The sequence below is a fragment of the Jannaschia rubra genome (genome assembly GCF_001403735.1).
GTDB lineage: Bacteria > Pseudomonadota > Alphaproteobacteria > Rhodobacterales > Rhodobacteraceae > Jannaschia > Jannaschia rubra.
Genome location: NZ_CXPG01000020.1, coordinates 149,414 through 162,770, shown reverse-complemented (window position 1 = coordinate 162,770; position 13,357 = coordinate 149,414). Strand labels below are relative to the sequence as shown.

12 protein-coding genes are annotated in these 13,357 nt (G+C 70.0%); all 12 read left to right on the top strand.

Features of this window, described 5'->3' with window-relative positions:
• Positions 1-19: 19 nt before the first annotated feature.
• Positions 20-541 (top strand): TRAP transporter small permease, encoded by a 522-nt coding sequence (locus JAN5088_RS10440; protein ID WP_055682757.1) that lies wholly within the window; start codon positions 20-22, stop codon positions 539-541.
• Positions 541-1,878: a TRAP transporter large permease gene (locus tag JAN5088_RS10435; RefSeq protein WP_055682756.1), complete on the top strand. Its 1,338-nt coding sequence runs from the start codon at positions 541-543 to the stop codon at positions 1,876-1,878. The genes JAN5088_RS10440 and JAN5088_RS10435 overlap by 1 nt, the downstream gene beginning before the upstream one ends.
• Positions 1,878-2,669, top strand: coding sequence for an IclR family transcriptional regulator (locus tag JAN5088_RS10430; protein WP_055682755.1), 792 nt, complete (start codon positions 1,878-1,880; stop codon positions 2,667-2,669). Before JAN5088_RS10435 ends, JAN5088_RS10430 begins: the two co-directional genes overlap by 1 nt.
• Positions 2,670-2,757: 88 nt before the next feature.
• Positions 2,758-4,839, top strand: coding sequence for a 3-hydroxyacyl-CoA dehydrogenase NAD-binding domain-containing protein (locus tag JAN5088_RS10425; protein WP_055682754.1), 2,082 nt, complete (start codon positions 2,758-2,760; stop codon positions 4,837-4,839).
• The gene (locus tag JAN5088_RS10420; RefSeq protein ID WP_055682753.1) at positions 4,836-6,011 is read left to right on the top strand and encodes an acetyl-CoA C-acyltransferase; all 1,176 of its coding nucleotides are present in this window, start codon (positions 4,836-4,838) and stop codon (positions 6,009-6,011) included. Before JAN5088_RS10425 ends, JAN5088_RS10420 begins: the two co-directional genes overlap by 4 nt.
• Positions 6,012-6,022: 11 nt before the next feature.
• A complete protein-coding gene (locus JAN5088_RS10415) occupies positions 6,023-7,216 on the top strand; it encodes an acyl-CoA dehydrogenase family protein (RefSeq protein WP_055682752.1) in 1,194 nt (397 codons plus the stop codon).
• Between the two features lies 1 nt (position 7,217).
• On the top strand, positions 7,218-8,324 hold the full coding sequence (locus JAN5088_RS10410; protein WP_055682751.1) for an acyl-CoA dehydrogenase family protein: 1,107 nt from the start codon (positions 7,218-7,220) through the stop codon (positions 8,322-8,324).
• A 3-nt stretch (positions 8,325-8,327) separates the two neighbouring features.
• A complete protein-coding gene (locus JAN5088_RS10405; RefSeq protein WP_055682750.1) occupies positions 8,328-8,759 on the top strand; it encodes a PaaI family thioesterase in 432 nt (143 codons plus the stop codon).
• The gene (locus JAN5088_RS10400; protein ID WP_055682749.1) at positions 8,756-9,544 is read left to right on the top strand and encodes an oxepin-CoA hydrolase, alternative type; all 789 of its coding nucleotides are present in this window, start codon (positions 8,756-8,758) and stop codon (positions 9,542-9,544) included. Before JAN5088_RS10405 ends, JAN5088_RS10400 begins: the two co-directional genes overlap by 4 nt.
• Positions 9,541-10,554 (top strand): NAD(P)H-dependent flavin oxidoreductase, encoded by a 1,014-nt coding sequence (locus tag JAN5088_RS10395; RefSeq protein ID WP_055682748.1) that lies wholly within the window; start codon positions 9,541-9,543, stop codon positions 10,552-10,554. The genes JAN5088_RS10400 and JAN5088_RS10395 overlap by 4 nt, the downstream gene beginning before the upstream one ends.
• Positions 10,551-12,071 (top strand): class I adenylate-forming enzyme family protein, encoded by a 1,521-nt coding sequence (locus JAN5088_RS10390; RefSeq protein ID WP_055682747.1) that lies wholly within the window; start codon positions 10,551-10,553, stop codon positions 12,069-12,071. The genes JAN5088_RS10395 and JAN5088_RS10390 overlap by 4 nt, the downstream gene beginning before the upstream one ends.
• Positions 12,071-13,288, top strand: coding sequence for an acyl-CoA dehydrogenase (locus tag JAN5088_RS10385; RefSeq protein ID WP_055682746.1), 1,218 nt, complete (start codon positions 12,071-12,073; stop codon positions 13,286-13,288). Before JAN5088_RS10390 ends, JAN5088_RS10385 begins: the two co-directional genes overlap by 1 nt.
• Positions 13,289-13,357: the final 69 nt, after the last annotated feature.

Sequence of the window (13,357 nt, the reverse complement as noted above, 5' to 3'; positions counted from 1 at the left end):
CCCGTCCGGAGGGTTCCGCATGCTGCACCGCATCGAACGGCTGCTTCTCGACCTGGCCGTCATCGCCATCATCGGGCTGGGGTTCCTCATCACCCTGACGGTGGTCCTGCGGGCTACGGTCAATTCGAGCGTTCCCGACACCATCGTCATCGTGCGTGAGCTGATGGTCGCGGCCATCGTCCTGCCGCTGGCTGCCGCCACCACCGAACGGGCGCACATCGTGGTGGAGTTCCTGTCCAAGATGATGTCGCAACGCACGCAGGACCGCCTCGTCGTCGCCGGCAGCCTGTTCGGCGTCGTCGCACTCTCGCCGCTGATCTGGGCCGGCTGGAACGAAGTCGCCAAGACCGTGGGCAGCGGCACCTTCTATTTCGGGCAGCTCAACCTGCCCAAATGGCCCGGCCGCGTGATCTTCCTCATCGGGATCACCTTCTGCGCGCTGCGCCTTCTGCTCATGGCGCTGGACGACATCCGCACGATCCGCGCGGGCGGTCACCCGATCCCGCCAGACACCACGCAAGACCTGATGGAAGAAGCCTGATGGACGGAACCCTCGTCGGACTGGCGGCCTTCGCCGCCGTCATCGGACTGCTCGCCATCCGCGTGCCCATCGCCTTCGCGCTGGCCGGGATCGCCACGTTGGGCAGCTTCGTCATCTTCGCCTTCCGCACCGGCGATTTCGAACCCGCCCGCGCGGTCCGGCCGACCACCTCCATCGTCTTCTCGAACTCCTTCGACCTGATCCATTCCTACGACCTGTCGATGATCCCGCTGTTCATCGCCCTGGGCCACATCGCTTACCGCGCCGACATCACCACGCGCATCTACCACGCCGCGCGCGTCTGGTTGGCGCGCGTGCCCGGCGGGGTCGCCATGGCCTCGGTCGTGGGGTGCGGCGGGTTCTCGGCGATCACCGGGTCGTCCATCGCCTGCGCCTCGACCATGGGGCGGATCTGCTCGCCCGAGATGCTGCGGATGGGCTACGACAAGCGGCTGGCCACGGCCTCGGTCGCGGCGGGGGGCACGCTGGGCTCGCTCATCCCGCCGTCGGTCCTGTTCATCATCTACGGCATTTTCACCGAAACCTCGATCAGCGCGCTGTTCCTCGCGGGCATCCTGCCGGGAATCATCTCGCTTCTGGGTTTCCTTCTGGTGATCTTCCTCTGGGTCAAGCGCGACCCCGCCGCCGCCCCCGCGTTCGAGGGCACGATCACCCTGCGCGACCGCGGCCGCGCGGCCCTCGACGCCTGGCCGGCCGTCGCGCTGTTCGTCATCATCGTCGGCGGCATCTACGGCGGGTTCTTCACCGCGACCGAGGCGGCGGCGATCTGCGTCTCGGCCGCCATCCTCATCGGCTTCGCGCAGCGCAAGCTGACCTTCCGCGCCCTGTGGGACTCGCTGCGCGAGACGGCGGTGCAGACCTGCAGCATCTTCCTCATCGCGGCGGCGGCCAAGATCTTCGTGGCCTTCATCGCGCTCACTGGCGTGGCCCCCGCCATCGTCGGCGCCGTCACCGACGCGCAGCTCTCGCCCGTGCTGCTCATGGCGGCCATCGCGGTGATCTACCTCGCGCTCGGCATGTTCCTCGACCCCATCGGCATCATGGTCCTGACCCTGCCCCTGATGATCCCGCTGATCGAGACCTACGGCTTCGACCTCATCTGGTTCGGCGTCGTCGTCATCAAGCTGCTGGAGATCGGCCTCATCACGCCGCCCGTTGGCCTCAACGTCTTCGTCATCGCGAACGTGGTGGGCAAGGCGGTGCCCATCGACCGCATCTTTTCGGGGATCCTGCGGTTCCTCGCGGTGGACGTGCTCGTGCTCATCCTCATCATGGCCTTCCCGATCCTGTCGCTCCTCATTCCGGGGTCGATGTGATGGAGGAGGAGACCGACCGCCGCTTCGCCACCACCCTTGCCCGCGGGCTCAGCGTGCTGCGCGCTTTCCGGCCAGGGGACGATGGGCTGGGCAACGCCGAGATCTCGGAACGGACGGGCTTGCCGAAATCCACCGTGTCGCGGCTGACCTTCACGCTGCAGAAGCTGGGCTACCTGAACCACGCCCATCGCCACGATCGCTATCGCCCCGGTCCGGCGCTCCTGGTGCTGGGCAACACCGCGGCCGCCTCGATCTCCTTCGTGGACCTGTCTGGCCCGCTGATGCAGCGGCTGGCCGATGCGACGGGGACGCTCGGCCTGCTGCTGGTGCGCGACGACCGCAAGATGCTGATCGTGCGGACCTGGCGTCCCCGCACCGTCGCCTCCCTCTGGCTCGAGGTGGGGCACCGCCTGCCTTTCGACGGCTCCTCCTCGGGCCATGCCTTCCTCTCCGGGCTGTCCGACCCGACCGACATCGTGGCCCGTGCCGGCGACGACCTGACCGCGGACCGCGCGCAGGCCATCCGGGCCGACGGCCGCGCGCAGTTCATGTCGCGGGGCTATGTCATCGCCGACCCCGCCGCCTATTTCGCGCCCAACATCCACGCCGTCGCCACGCCGTTCCAGCCCCGCGACATGACCGAACCCGTCGTCTTCACATGCGGTGCCCTGCCCGAGGTCCTCTCGGTGGAGCGGATGCGCGACGAGGTCGGCCCGAGGTTGCGCGACACCGTGGCGGAACTGGAGCGCATCATGGGGCAGGGTCCGACCCAGGCCGCCGGCTTCGCCTGAAGTTCCGCTATGCGGAATTACAGCGCGCATATTGAAACGACCCCGCAGAGGCGCTAGCCTCTGTCCGGTCACAACGAAAGGTCGCAGCATGTCGCCCGTCCGCTATGCCCTCTCCGACCGGATCGCCGTCCTGACGGTGGACAACCCCCCGGTGAACGCCCTGTCGCAGGCCGTGCGCGCCGCGCTGGCCGATGCGGTATCCCGGTTCGCCGCGGACGAGGACGCCGAAATCGCGGTGATCCTCGGCGCCGGACGCCTCTTCATCGGCGGCGCCGACATCTCCGAGTTCGGGAAGCCCCCCGCCGATCCCTGGTTGCCCGAAGTCATCGCCGCAATCGAGGATTGCCCCAAGCCCATCGTCGCCGCCATCCACGGCACCGCCCTGGGCGGCGGGCTGGAGGTGGCACTCGGCTGCCACTGGCGCATGGCCATGCCCGGCACGAAGCTCGGCCTGCCCGAGGTGACGCTGGGCATCCTGCCCGGCGCCGGCGGCACGCAGCGTCTGCCGCGCCTTGTCGGGTTGCAGGCCGCGGCGAAAATGATCGCGTCGGGCAAGCCCATGACGGCCGAAGCCGCGCTTGACGCGGGCCTGATCGACCACTTGGGCCAGGGCGACGACGTCCTCGCCGCCGCGCGGTCCTGGGCCGCCGACCTTCTGGCGCAGGGTGTCGTCGCACGCCCCACGGGCCGGATGGCAGCCCCCTCGGGCGACCTGTCGGACATGCGCGCCGGGATGCAGGCGAAATCGCGGGGCGAGGTCGCCCCCGTCACCGCGCTCGACGCCGTCGCTGCCTCCACCTCCCTGTCCTTCGCGGACGGCATGGCCGAGGAACGCCGCCTGTTCCGGGAGTTGATGGACACCCCCCAGCGCGCCGGCCTGATCCACGCCTTCTTCGCCGAACGCGCAACCGCCAAGCTGCCCGAGATCGCAGGCATCGCCCCCCGCGAGATCGACCGGCTGGGCGTCATCGGCGGCGGCACCATGGGCGCGGGCATCGCCACCTCCGCCCTGCTCGCCGGTCTGCCGGTCGTCCTTGTCGAACGCGACGAGGCGGCGGCGGGTCGCGCGCGCGACACCATCGCGGCCAACCTCGCCGCGGCCGTCAAGCGCGGCAAGCTCGACCCCGACCGGCGGGACACCCTGCTCGACGTATCGCTCGTCACCGCGACCGACTACGATGCCCTCGCCCCTGCCGACCTCCTGATCGAGGCCGTGTTCGAGAGCATGGAGGTCAAGCAGGAAGTATTCGCCCGTCTCGACGCCGTGGCCCGCCCCGGCGCGGTGCTCGCCACCAACACCTCCTATCTCGACGTGGACGCCATCGCGGCCGTCACCTCCCGCCCGCAGGACGTGATCGGGCTGCACTTCTTCTCGCCCGCGCACATCATGAAGCTGCTTGAAATCGTCGTGGCCCGCGACACCGCCCCCGACGTGACCGCCACCGCCTTCGCGCTGGCCCGGCGGCTGGGCAAGATCCCGGTGCGGGCGGGCGTCTGCGACGGCTTCATCGGCAACCGCATCCTGTCGCATTACCGCACGGCCGCCGACCACATGGTGCTCGACGGGGCCAGCCCCTATGCGATCGACCGCGCGATCCGCGACTTCGGCTTCGCCATGGGCCCCTATCAGGTGTCCGACCTCGCCGGGCTCGACATCGGGTTCGCCACGCGCCAGCGCAAGGCGGCGGACGTCCATCCCCGCGACCGCGCGCCCACCTTCGCCGACGCGCTCTATCATGCGGGGCGGCTGGGCCGGAAGACGAAGCGCGGCTACTACGACTATTCCGACGACCCGAAGGGGCGTGAAGACACCGAGACCCTGCGTCTGGTGCAAGAGGCCCGGACCGACGCCTCCCGAGAGTTTACGGACGAGGAGATCGTCCGCCGCTACATGGCCGCCATGGTGAACGAGGCGGCGCGCGTGGTGGGCGACGGCATCGCCAGCCGGCCGCTCGACGTCGATGTGGTGTTCCTGCACGGCTACGGTTTCCCGCGCTGGCGGGGCGGGCCGATGCACTGGGCCGATACCTACGGGCTGGACCGCATCCTGGCCGACATCCGCGAATTCGCCCGGGACGACGACCATTTCTGGCAGCCCGCCCCCCTGCTGACCGAATTGGCGGACAAGGGCGCCACCTTCGAAAGCCTCAACCGGAAGGACACCAAATGACTCGCGCCGTCATCGTCGCCACCGCCCGCACCGCCATCGGCAAGGCCGGTCGCGGGGCCTTCAACGCCACGCATGGCGCCGTCATGGGCGGCCATGTCGCCGCCGAGGCGGTCGCGCGCGCAGGCATCGAGCCGGACCTGATCGAGGATTCGATCTGGGGCTGCGGCTATCCCGAATACGTCACCGGCGGGAACATCGCCCGTCAGATCGTGCTCCGAGCGGGCCTGCCCGACAGCGTCGCGGGCGCCACCGTCAACCGCTTCTGCGCCAGCGGCCTCAACGCCGTCGCAATGGGCGGCCACATGATCGCCGCCGAAGGCGCGAAGGCCGTATTGGTGGGCGGGGTCGAGAGCATCAGCCTCGTCCAGCCGCCCGTCCGCTCCAGCAAGGAAGCCTGGCTGGAGGAGCATCGCCCCGACCTCTACCTGCCGATGATCGAGACGGCCGACATCGTCGCCGCCCGCTACGGCATCGGTCGCCGCGCGCAGGACGAGCTGGGCCTGCAAAGCCAGCAGCGCACCGCCGCTGCGCAGGAGGCCGGGCGCTTCGACGCAGAAATCGTGCCGATCACCGTCACCATGGACGTGAAGGACCGCGACACCGGCGCGGTGACGCAGCGCGAGATCACCATCGACCGCGACGAATGCAACCGCCCATCGACCACGATGGAAGGCCTCGAGAAGCTGACCCCCGTGCGCGGCGAGGACCAGTTCATCACCGCGGGCAACGCGAGCCAGCTGTCCGATGGCGCGGCCGCGCTGGTGATGATGGACGAGGCGGAGGCCGGGCGTCTTGGGCTGGAGCCGCTGGGCGCCTTCCGCGGCTTCGCCGTCGCCGGCTGCCACCCCGACGAGATGGGCATCGGCCCCGTCTTCGCCGTGCCCCGCCTCTTGGAGCGTCACGGTCTGAAGGTGGGCGACATCGACCTTTGGGAGCTGAACGAGGCCTTCGCGTCGCAGGCGATCTATTGCCGCGACACGCTGGGCATCGACAATTCGATCTGCAACGTCGATGGCGGCTCGATCGCGGTGGGCCATCCTTTCGGCATGACCGGTGCACGGATGACCGGGCATCTGCTGATCGAAGGGCGCCGCCGGGGCGCGAAGCTGGGCGTCGTCACCATGTGCATCGGCGGCGGCCAGGGCGCCGCCGGCCTGTTCGAGATCTTCTGAGGAGAGCTGCCATGAACCTCGACTATACCGACGAGCAGAAGGCCTTCCGCGACGAGGTCCGCGCCTTCCTCGACGAAAAGCTGCCCGCGCGGCTGGTGGAGAAGGGCCGCGCCGGACGCGCCTTCGACAAGGCCGATCACGAGGAATGGCACGCCATCCTGAACGAACGCGGCTGGCTCGCCGGCAACTGGCCGGTGGAGTTCGGCGGCACCGGTTGGGACGCCATCCAGCGCCACATCTTCGAGGACGAGATGACCCGCGCCGGCGCGCCCCGCATCGTGCCCTTCGGCCTCGCCATGCTGGGGCCGGTGCTGCAGAAGTTCGGCTCGAAGGAGCAGCAGGATTACTGGCTGCCGCGCATCCTCGCGGGGGACGACTGGTGGTGCCAGGGCTATTCGGAGCCGGGCGCCGGCTCCGACCTCGCCAGCCTGCGGACCGAGGCGGTGCGCGAAGGCGACCACTACGTCGTCAACGGCCAGAAGACATGGACCACGCTGGGCCAGTACGCGAACATGATCTTCTGCCTCGTGCGGACGTCGCGGGAGGGCAAGCCGCAGGAAGGCATCAGCTTCCTTCTGATCGACATGGACACTCCGGGGGTCGAGGTGCGGCCCATCGTCCTGCTCGACGGCTCGGCCGAGGTGAACGAGGTCTGGTTCTCGGACGTTCGCGTGCCGGTGGAGAACCTGGTGGGCGAGGAGAACAAGGGCTGGACCTACGCCAAGTACCTCCTGACGCATGAGCGGACGAACATCGCGGGCGTGGGTTTCGCCAATGCGGGGCTTGCGAATCTGAAGCGCATCGCGCGGGCGGAACAGGACGGCGGGCGTCCGCTGATCCGCAACCCCCATTTCGCCGCCCGGCTCGCGCGGGTCGAGATCGACCTGATGGCCATGGCCACCACCAACCTGCGTGTCGTCTCGGCCGCAGCCGCCGGTCAGGCACCGGGCGCGGAATCGTCGATGCTCAAGATCAAGGGCACCGTCCTGCGGCAGGAGATCAACGCCCTGACGCGCACCGCCATCGGCCCCTATGCCATGCCCTTCCAGTCCGAGGCCGTCGAAGGCACCAACGAGGAGGCCATCGGCCCCGATTACGCCGGGCCGGTGACGGCGCAGTATCTCAACAACCGCAAGCTTTCGATCTACGGCGGCTCGAACGAGGTTCAGCGCGCGATCATCGCCAAGTCCCTGCTGGAGCTTTGACATGAACTTCGACCTCAGCGACGAATCCCGCATGTTGCAGGACGGCCTGCGCCGCCTGCTGTCGGACCGCTACGACCGGGCGACGCGCGACGCGGCCCGCGACGCGCCCACGGGCTTCGTGCCCGAGGTCTGGGCCGCGCTGGCCGAGATGGGCGTCATCGGCGCGCTGTTTCCCGAAGACGCGGGCGGCTTCGGCGGCACCGGCTTCGACATCGCCGTGGTGTTCGAGGAGCTTGGCCGCGCCGGTGCCGTCGATCCGCTGATCGACACCGGCGTGCTGGGCGGCGGGCTCCTCGCGGCTTTCGGTCAGGGTGACATGCTGGAAGGCGTGATCGAAGGCTCTGTCCAGCTGGCGTTTGCCCACGGGGAACCCGGCAGCCGCTACGACCTGTCGCGCGTCGAAACCACCGCACGCCGCGACGGCGACGGCTGGGTCCTGTCGGGGCGCAAGGCGGTCGTGGTCAATGCGCCCGCCGCCGATCACGTCATCGTCTCGGCCCGCACTTCGGGCGAGGTGGCCGACCGCGACGGGATCAGCCTGTTCCTCGTCCCGGCGGGTGCGCTCGACATCCGCGCCTATCCGCTGGTGGGCGGGGGGGCCGCGGCCGAGATCGCGCTCGACGACCTGCGCGCGGGTGAGCTGCTCGGCCCCGAGGGCGGCGCCTTCGACGCCATCGCCACCGCCTCCGCCCGCGCCACGCTGGCGATCTGCGCCGAGGCGCTCGGGCTGATGGAGACGATCCGGGGGCTGACGACCGACTACCTCAGGACGCGCAAGCAGTTCGGGCAGCCCATCGGCAAGTTCCAGGTGCTGCAACACCGCATGGCAGACGTCCTGATCGAGATCGAGCAGGCCCGCTCCGCCGTCATCAACCTCGCCGGCAACATCGACGGCGACGACCGCGACCGGCATGTCAGCGCCGCGAAGAACCTGATCGGCAACGCCGCCCGCCTCGTGGTCGAGGAATCGATCCAGATGCACGGCGGCATCGGCATGACCGAGGAATACGACCTTGCCCATCTCGCCAAGCGCCTGACCATGGTGGATCACCGCTTCGGCGATACGCTCCACCATCTCGACCGCTTCATCGCGCTGTCGGCAGCCTGATCCGTGGCGACGGACGGCATCATCCGGGGCGAGACGGGCGCGCAGCGCCTGATCGGCTATGTTCTCGACGTGGGCGGCGGCGACGGGCGCGCGCGGTGCAGACTCGACGTGACCGCCGACCATGCCAATCGCCACGGAGTGCTGCACGGGGGCATCGCGGCGGCGGTCCTCGACAACGCGCTCGGCGCGACGGCCAGCCTCTCGGTGGACGAAACGGGACGCGCGCCTTTCCTGACGATTTCGATGACGACGCAGTTCCTCGCCCCCGCCCGTGAAGGCATGTCGCTGACCGCGACGGGGCGCATCACCGGCGGCGGGCGGTCCATGCTGTTCGTCGAAGGCGTGCTGGAGAACGGCGACGGCACCCTGATCGCCACCGCCACCGGCGTCTTCAAGCGCGTGCCGCAGGACCGCCTGCCGGGGGGCGCGGCATGACCGTGGCGCGGATCGACGACATGGGCGACCGCCTGATCGTCCGCGCGACCAATCCCGCGCGTCGCAACGCGCTGTCGCCGGACTACTACGCCGTCCTCTCCGACGCGCTGGCGCGTGCGCAGGATCCCCGCATCGCCGCCGTCATCCTGCATGGCGAGGGGTATTTCTGCGCCGGCGGCGACCTTTCGCAGTTGCAGACGCGCCGCGACCTGCCCGCCGACGCGCGCCGCGACCGGATCGAGGCGCTGCACGACCTGATCCGCGGCATCCGCACCTGCCCCGCCCCCGTCATCGCCGCCGTCGAGGGGGGCGCCGCGGGGGCCGGGGCGTCGATCGCCTTCGCCTGCGACCTGATCGTATCGGACCGGGCGGCGACCTTCTCGGCGGCCTATGTGCGCGCCGGGCTGGTGCCCGACGGGGGGCTGACCGCCAGCCTCGCCCGCCTTGTCCCGCGCGCCACGCTGATGCGGATGGCCCTGCTGGGCGAGCCGGTGGAGGCCCTGCGCCTGCACGAGCTGGGCGCCCTGTCCGACCTGGCCGACCGCGCGGACGTCCTGCCCGTCGCCATGGCGCTGGCGGACCGGCTGGCACACGGGCCCGCGCGGGCGCAGCGGGTCATCAAGGCGCTGGTGCGCGACGCCTACGACGCCGACACGGCGGCACAGATGGACGCAGAGCGCGACGCCATGACCCATGCCATCTCCGCGCCCGAGGCGGCGGAGGGCATCGCGGCCTTCCTGGAAAAGCGGCGCCCCGACTTCGCGGCATCGAGGAAAGCCCCATGACCGACCCCGTCTTCGACACCGCCGTCACCCGCACCTACGGCAGCCGCCTGCCCATCGTCGCGGGCGGGCTCATGTGGCTGTCGGATGCGGCTTACGTCGCGGCGGCCGCGCGCGCGGGCATCATGGGCTTCATCACCGCGGCGAGCTTTCGGGACCCGCGCGATCTGCGCGCGGAAATCTCCCGTGCCCGCGATGCCTGCGGCGACCTGCCCTTCGGCGTCAACGTATCCATGCTGCCCAAGCTGGTGGAAGGCGAGACCATCGCCGAAACCTTCCGCCTGATCGCCGGGGAAGGCGTGCGCTTCGTCGAGACCTCGGGCCGCAACCCGGAGGCGTTCCTGCCCATGCTGCGCGATGCGGGCATCCATGTGCTGCACAAGGTTCCGTCGGTCCGCTTCGCCGTCAAGGCGCAGGCGGTGGGCGTGGACATGGTGTCGATCGTGGGGGCGGAATGCGGCGGGCATCCAGGGCTCGACCTCGTGGGCACGGTGGTCAACCAGGCGCTGGCCGAACGGCGGCTGACGATCCCCTTCCTGATCGGCGGCGGCATCGGCGCGGGCAGCCAGATCGTCGGCGCGCTGGCCGCCGGCGCCTCGGGCGTCGTGATCGGCACGCGGTTCCTCGTGGCGCGCGAACTGGGCGCGCACGCCGACTATAAGGCCGCGCTGGTCGCGGCGACGGAGCGGGACACGATGCTGACCATGTCCTCGGTCCGCAACACGATCCGCACGCTCGCCAACGACACCGCCCGTGCCGTGGCCGGGATCGAGCGCGAGGACCCCGACGTGGGCATCGAGATGCTGATGCCCCATGTCGCGGGCGCCATCGGGCGGCAGGCCTATGCTACGGGCGACGTGTCGCGCGGGATGCTGTCGGCGGGTCAGTCGCTGGGCCTGACCGACCGGGTGGAGCCGCTGGCCGATATCGTGGCCCGGCTGGAAGCGGAGGCGACGGTCGCCCTCGCCCGCCTGCGCCCCGTTCCCGCAAATCGCAGAGAGGCCGCGGAATGACCGACCCGATCCACACCCTCGTCACCGACCGCGCGGCGGAGATGCCCGACACCACGGCGATTCTCGACTGCGACGGCCGCGAGGTCACATGGGCCGCGCACCGCGACGCCATCGAGGCGGCCGCCGGCCTTCTGCGCGCGCGGGGCCTTCGGGCGGGTGACCGGCTCGCCATCGTGGCCGAGAACTGCCACGCCACCGCCGTCCTGGTTTTCGCGGCCAGCCATCTGGGCGCGGTGTCGGTTCCCGTCAACGCGCGGATGACCGGGGCGGAGCTGGGCCGCATCCTGGACCATGCGACCCCGCGTCTGGTCGCCTTCACCACCGGCATCTCGGCCGAGGCGGCGGCCCATGCCGGGACCTTCGGCGCCGAGACGCTGACCACGGATTTCGGAGACATCGCCCTCGCCGCCCTGCCCGTGCCCGCGGGCGGCGATGACCTGCCCGACGGCGTGGCGGTCATCCTCTATACCACCGGCACCACCGGCGCGCCCAAGGGCGTGATGCTGAGCCACGACAATCTGCGGTTCGCGGGGAACGCATCGGCGAACATGCGCGACATGGCACCGGGCGACCGCATCTATGGCGTGCTGCCGCTCACGCATGTGTTCGGGCTGGCGTCGATGCTCATGGCGGCGAGCACTGCGGGTGCCGCCATCCAGTTCGAGGCCCGCTTCCACCCCGACCGCCTGTACGAGGCGCTGATGGGCGGCGTCACGGTCTTTCCGGCCGTGCCGCAGATGCACGCCCTGCTCATGGCCTGGACGCGCGACCGGGGGATCGAGCGGCTGGAGGGCAGCCGGCTGCGCTATGTCTCCTCCGGTGCCGCCCCTCTCGACCCCGCCTGGAAGCGCAAGGCGGAGGCGTTCTACGGCCTCGCGCTCCAGAACGGATACGGCATGACCGAAAGCACCGCCGGCAGCACCGGCACCCGCAATGCCGTCGGCCTCGACGATGTGAGCGTCGGGTCGGCCCTGCCCGGCACCGAGATCGCACTCGACACATCCGTCGGGTCGGAGGGCGACCGGGAGGTGGGCGAGATCCTGACGCGGGGGCCGCATGTGATGCTCGGCTACTACCGCAACCCGGAGGAGACGGCCCGGACGGTGGACGCCGACGGCTGGCTCAGGACGGGCGACCTGGGGCGGATCGACGCGGAAGGGCGGCTGCATGTGGTCGGCCGCTGCAAGGAACTGATCATCCGGGGCGGCTTCAACGTCTATCCGCCCGAGGTGGAGGCCGCGCTCAACGACCATCCGGAGGTCATCCAGTCGGCCGTCATCGGGCGCGGCCTGCCCGGCGGCGACGAGGAGGTGCTGGCCTTCGTGCAATGCGTGGCGCCGGAAACCTTCGACACTGCGGCGCTGAGGGACTTTGTCGCCGGGCGCCTGGTGGCCTACAAGAGACCCACGCGGATCGTCGCGGTGGCGCAGCTGCCCGCCGCGCCGACCGGCAAGCTTCTGAAGAACAGGCTGACGGAGGTCTTCGCCGACCGTCTGGCCGAGATGGAGAGAGAGTGATGCCCAAGGATACCCATGCCCCCGGCTTCGGCCCCGACCTCGGCCAGTTCCAGTGGGACGACCCCCTGCGGCTGGAGGACCAGCTTTCGGAGGAGGAGCGGATGCTGCGCGACGCTGCCCGCGCCTTCGCCGAAGCCGAGATGCAGCCCGTCGTGCGCGAGGCCTATGCCGCGGAGACCGCGAACCCCGACCTGTTCCGCAAGATGGGCGAGGCGGGCCTGCTGGGCCTGACCATCCCCGAGGAATACGGCGGGTTGGGCGCGGGCTACGTCACCTACGGCCTCGTCGCGCGGGAGATCGAGCGGGTGGATTCGGGATACCGTTCGATGATGTCGGTGCAGTCGAGCCTGGTGATGTATCCGATCCATGCCTACGGCAGCGAGGAGCAGCGGCGGAAATACCTGCCCGGCCTCGCCTCGGGCGAGCTGATCGGCTGCTTCGGCCTGACCGAGCCCGACGCGGGCTCCGACCCCGGCGGCATGAAGACGCGCGCGGTCGGGACCGATGGCGGATACCGCCTGTCGGGGTCCAAGATGTGGATCTCGAACGCGCCCTTCGCCGACGTCTTCGTGGTCTGGGCCAAGTCCGACGCCCATGACGGCAAGATCCGGGGGTTCGTGCTGGAGAAGGGCATGAAGGGCCTGTCGGCGCCCGTGATCAAGGGCAAGCAGAGCCTGCGCGCCTCGACCACGGGCGAGATCGTCATGGACGGCGTGGAGGTGGGGGAGGACGCCCTCCTGCCCGATGTGCAGGGGCTGAAGGGGCCGTTCGGATGCCTGAATCGCGCGCGCTACGGCATCGCCTGGGGCGTCATGGGCGCGGCGGAGGCCTGCTGGCACGCGGCGCGGCAGTACGGCCTCGACCGCAAGCAGTTCGGGAAGCCCCTGGCGCAGACGCAGCTGTTCCAGAAGAAGCTGGCCGACATGCAGACGGAGATTTCGCTCGGGCTGCAGGCGGCGCTGCGCGTGGGGCGGCTGATGGACGAGGGGCGGGCCGCGCCCGAGATGATCAGCCTCATCAAGCGCAACAACTGCGGCAAGGCGCTGGACGTGGCGCGGCTGGCGCGGGACATGCACGGGGGCAACGGCATTTCCGAGGAATATCAGGTCATCCGCCACATGATGAACCTGGAGACCGTGAACACCTATGAGGGCACGCACGACATCCATGCGCTGATCCTGGGGCGGGCGCAGACGGGGCTTCAGGCGTTCTTCTGATTGCATAGCCTGCGATGTTTCGCATGCGAAACATCGCTTCCAGGCCCTGACGGAGACGGTCGCGAGGTC

Coding starts and splice junctions, on each gene's coding strand:
- JAN5088_RS10440 (WP_055682757.1), top strand. CDS start 20: ATGCTGCACCGCATCGAACGGCTGCTTCTCGACCTGGCCGTCATCGCC.
- JAN5088_RS10435 (WP_055682756.1), top strand. CDS start 541: ATGGACGGAACCCTCGTCGGACTGGCGGCCTTCGCCGCCGTCATCGGA.
- JAN5088_RS10430 (WP_055682755.1), top strand. CDS start 1,878: ATGGAGGAGGAGACCGACCGCCGCTTCGCCACCACCCTTGCCCGCGGG.
- JAN5088_RS10425 (WP_055682754.1), top strand. CDS start 2,758: ATGTCGCCCGTCCGCTATGCCCTCTCCGACCGGATCGCCGTCCTGACG.
- JAN5088_RS10420 (WP_055682753.1), top strand. CDS start 4,836: ATGACTCGCGCCGTCATCGTCGCCACCGCCCGCACCGCCATCGGCAAG.
- JAN5088_RS10415 (WP_055682752.1), top strand. CDS start 6,023: ATGAACCTCGACTATACCGACGAGCAGAAGGCCTTCCGCGACGAGGTC.
- JAN5088_RS10410 (WP_055682751.1), top strand. CDS start 7,218: ATGAACTTCGACCTCAGCGACGAATCCCGCATGTTGCAGGACGGCCTG.
- JAN5088_RS10400 (WP_055682749.1), top strand. CDS start 8,756: ATGACCGTGGCGCGGATCGACGACATGGGCGACCGCCTGATCGTCCGC.
- JAN5088_RS10395 (WP_055682748.1), top strand. CDS start 9,541: ATGACCGACCCCGTCTTCGACACCGCCGTCACCCGCACCTACGGCAGC.
- JAN5088_RS10390 (WP_055682747.1), top strand. CDS start 10,551: ATGACCGACCCGATCCACACCCTCGTCACCGACCGCGCGGCGGAGATG.
- JAN5088_RS10385 (WP_055682746.1), top strand. CDS start 12,071: ATGCCCAAGGATACCCATGCCCCCGGCTTCGGCCCCGACCTCGGCCAG.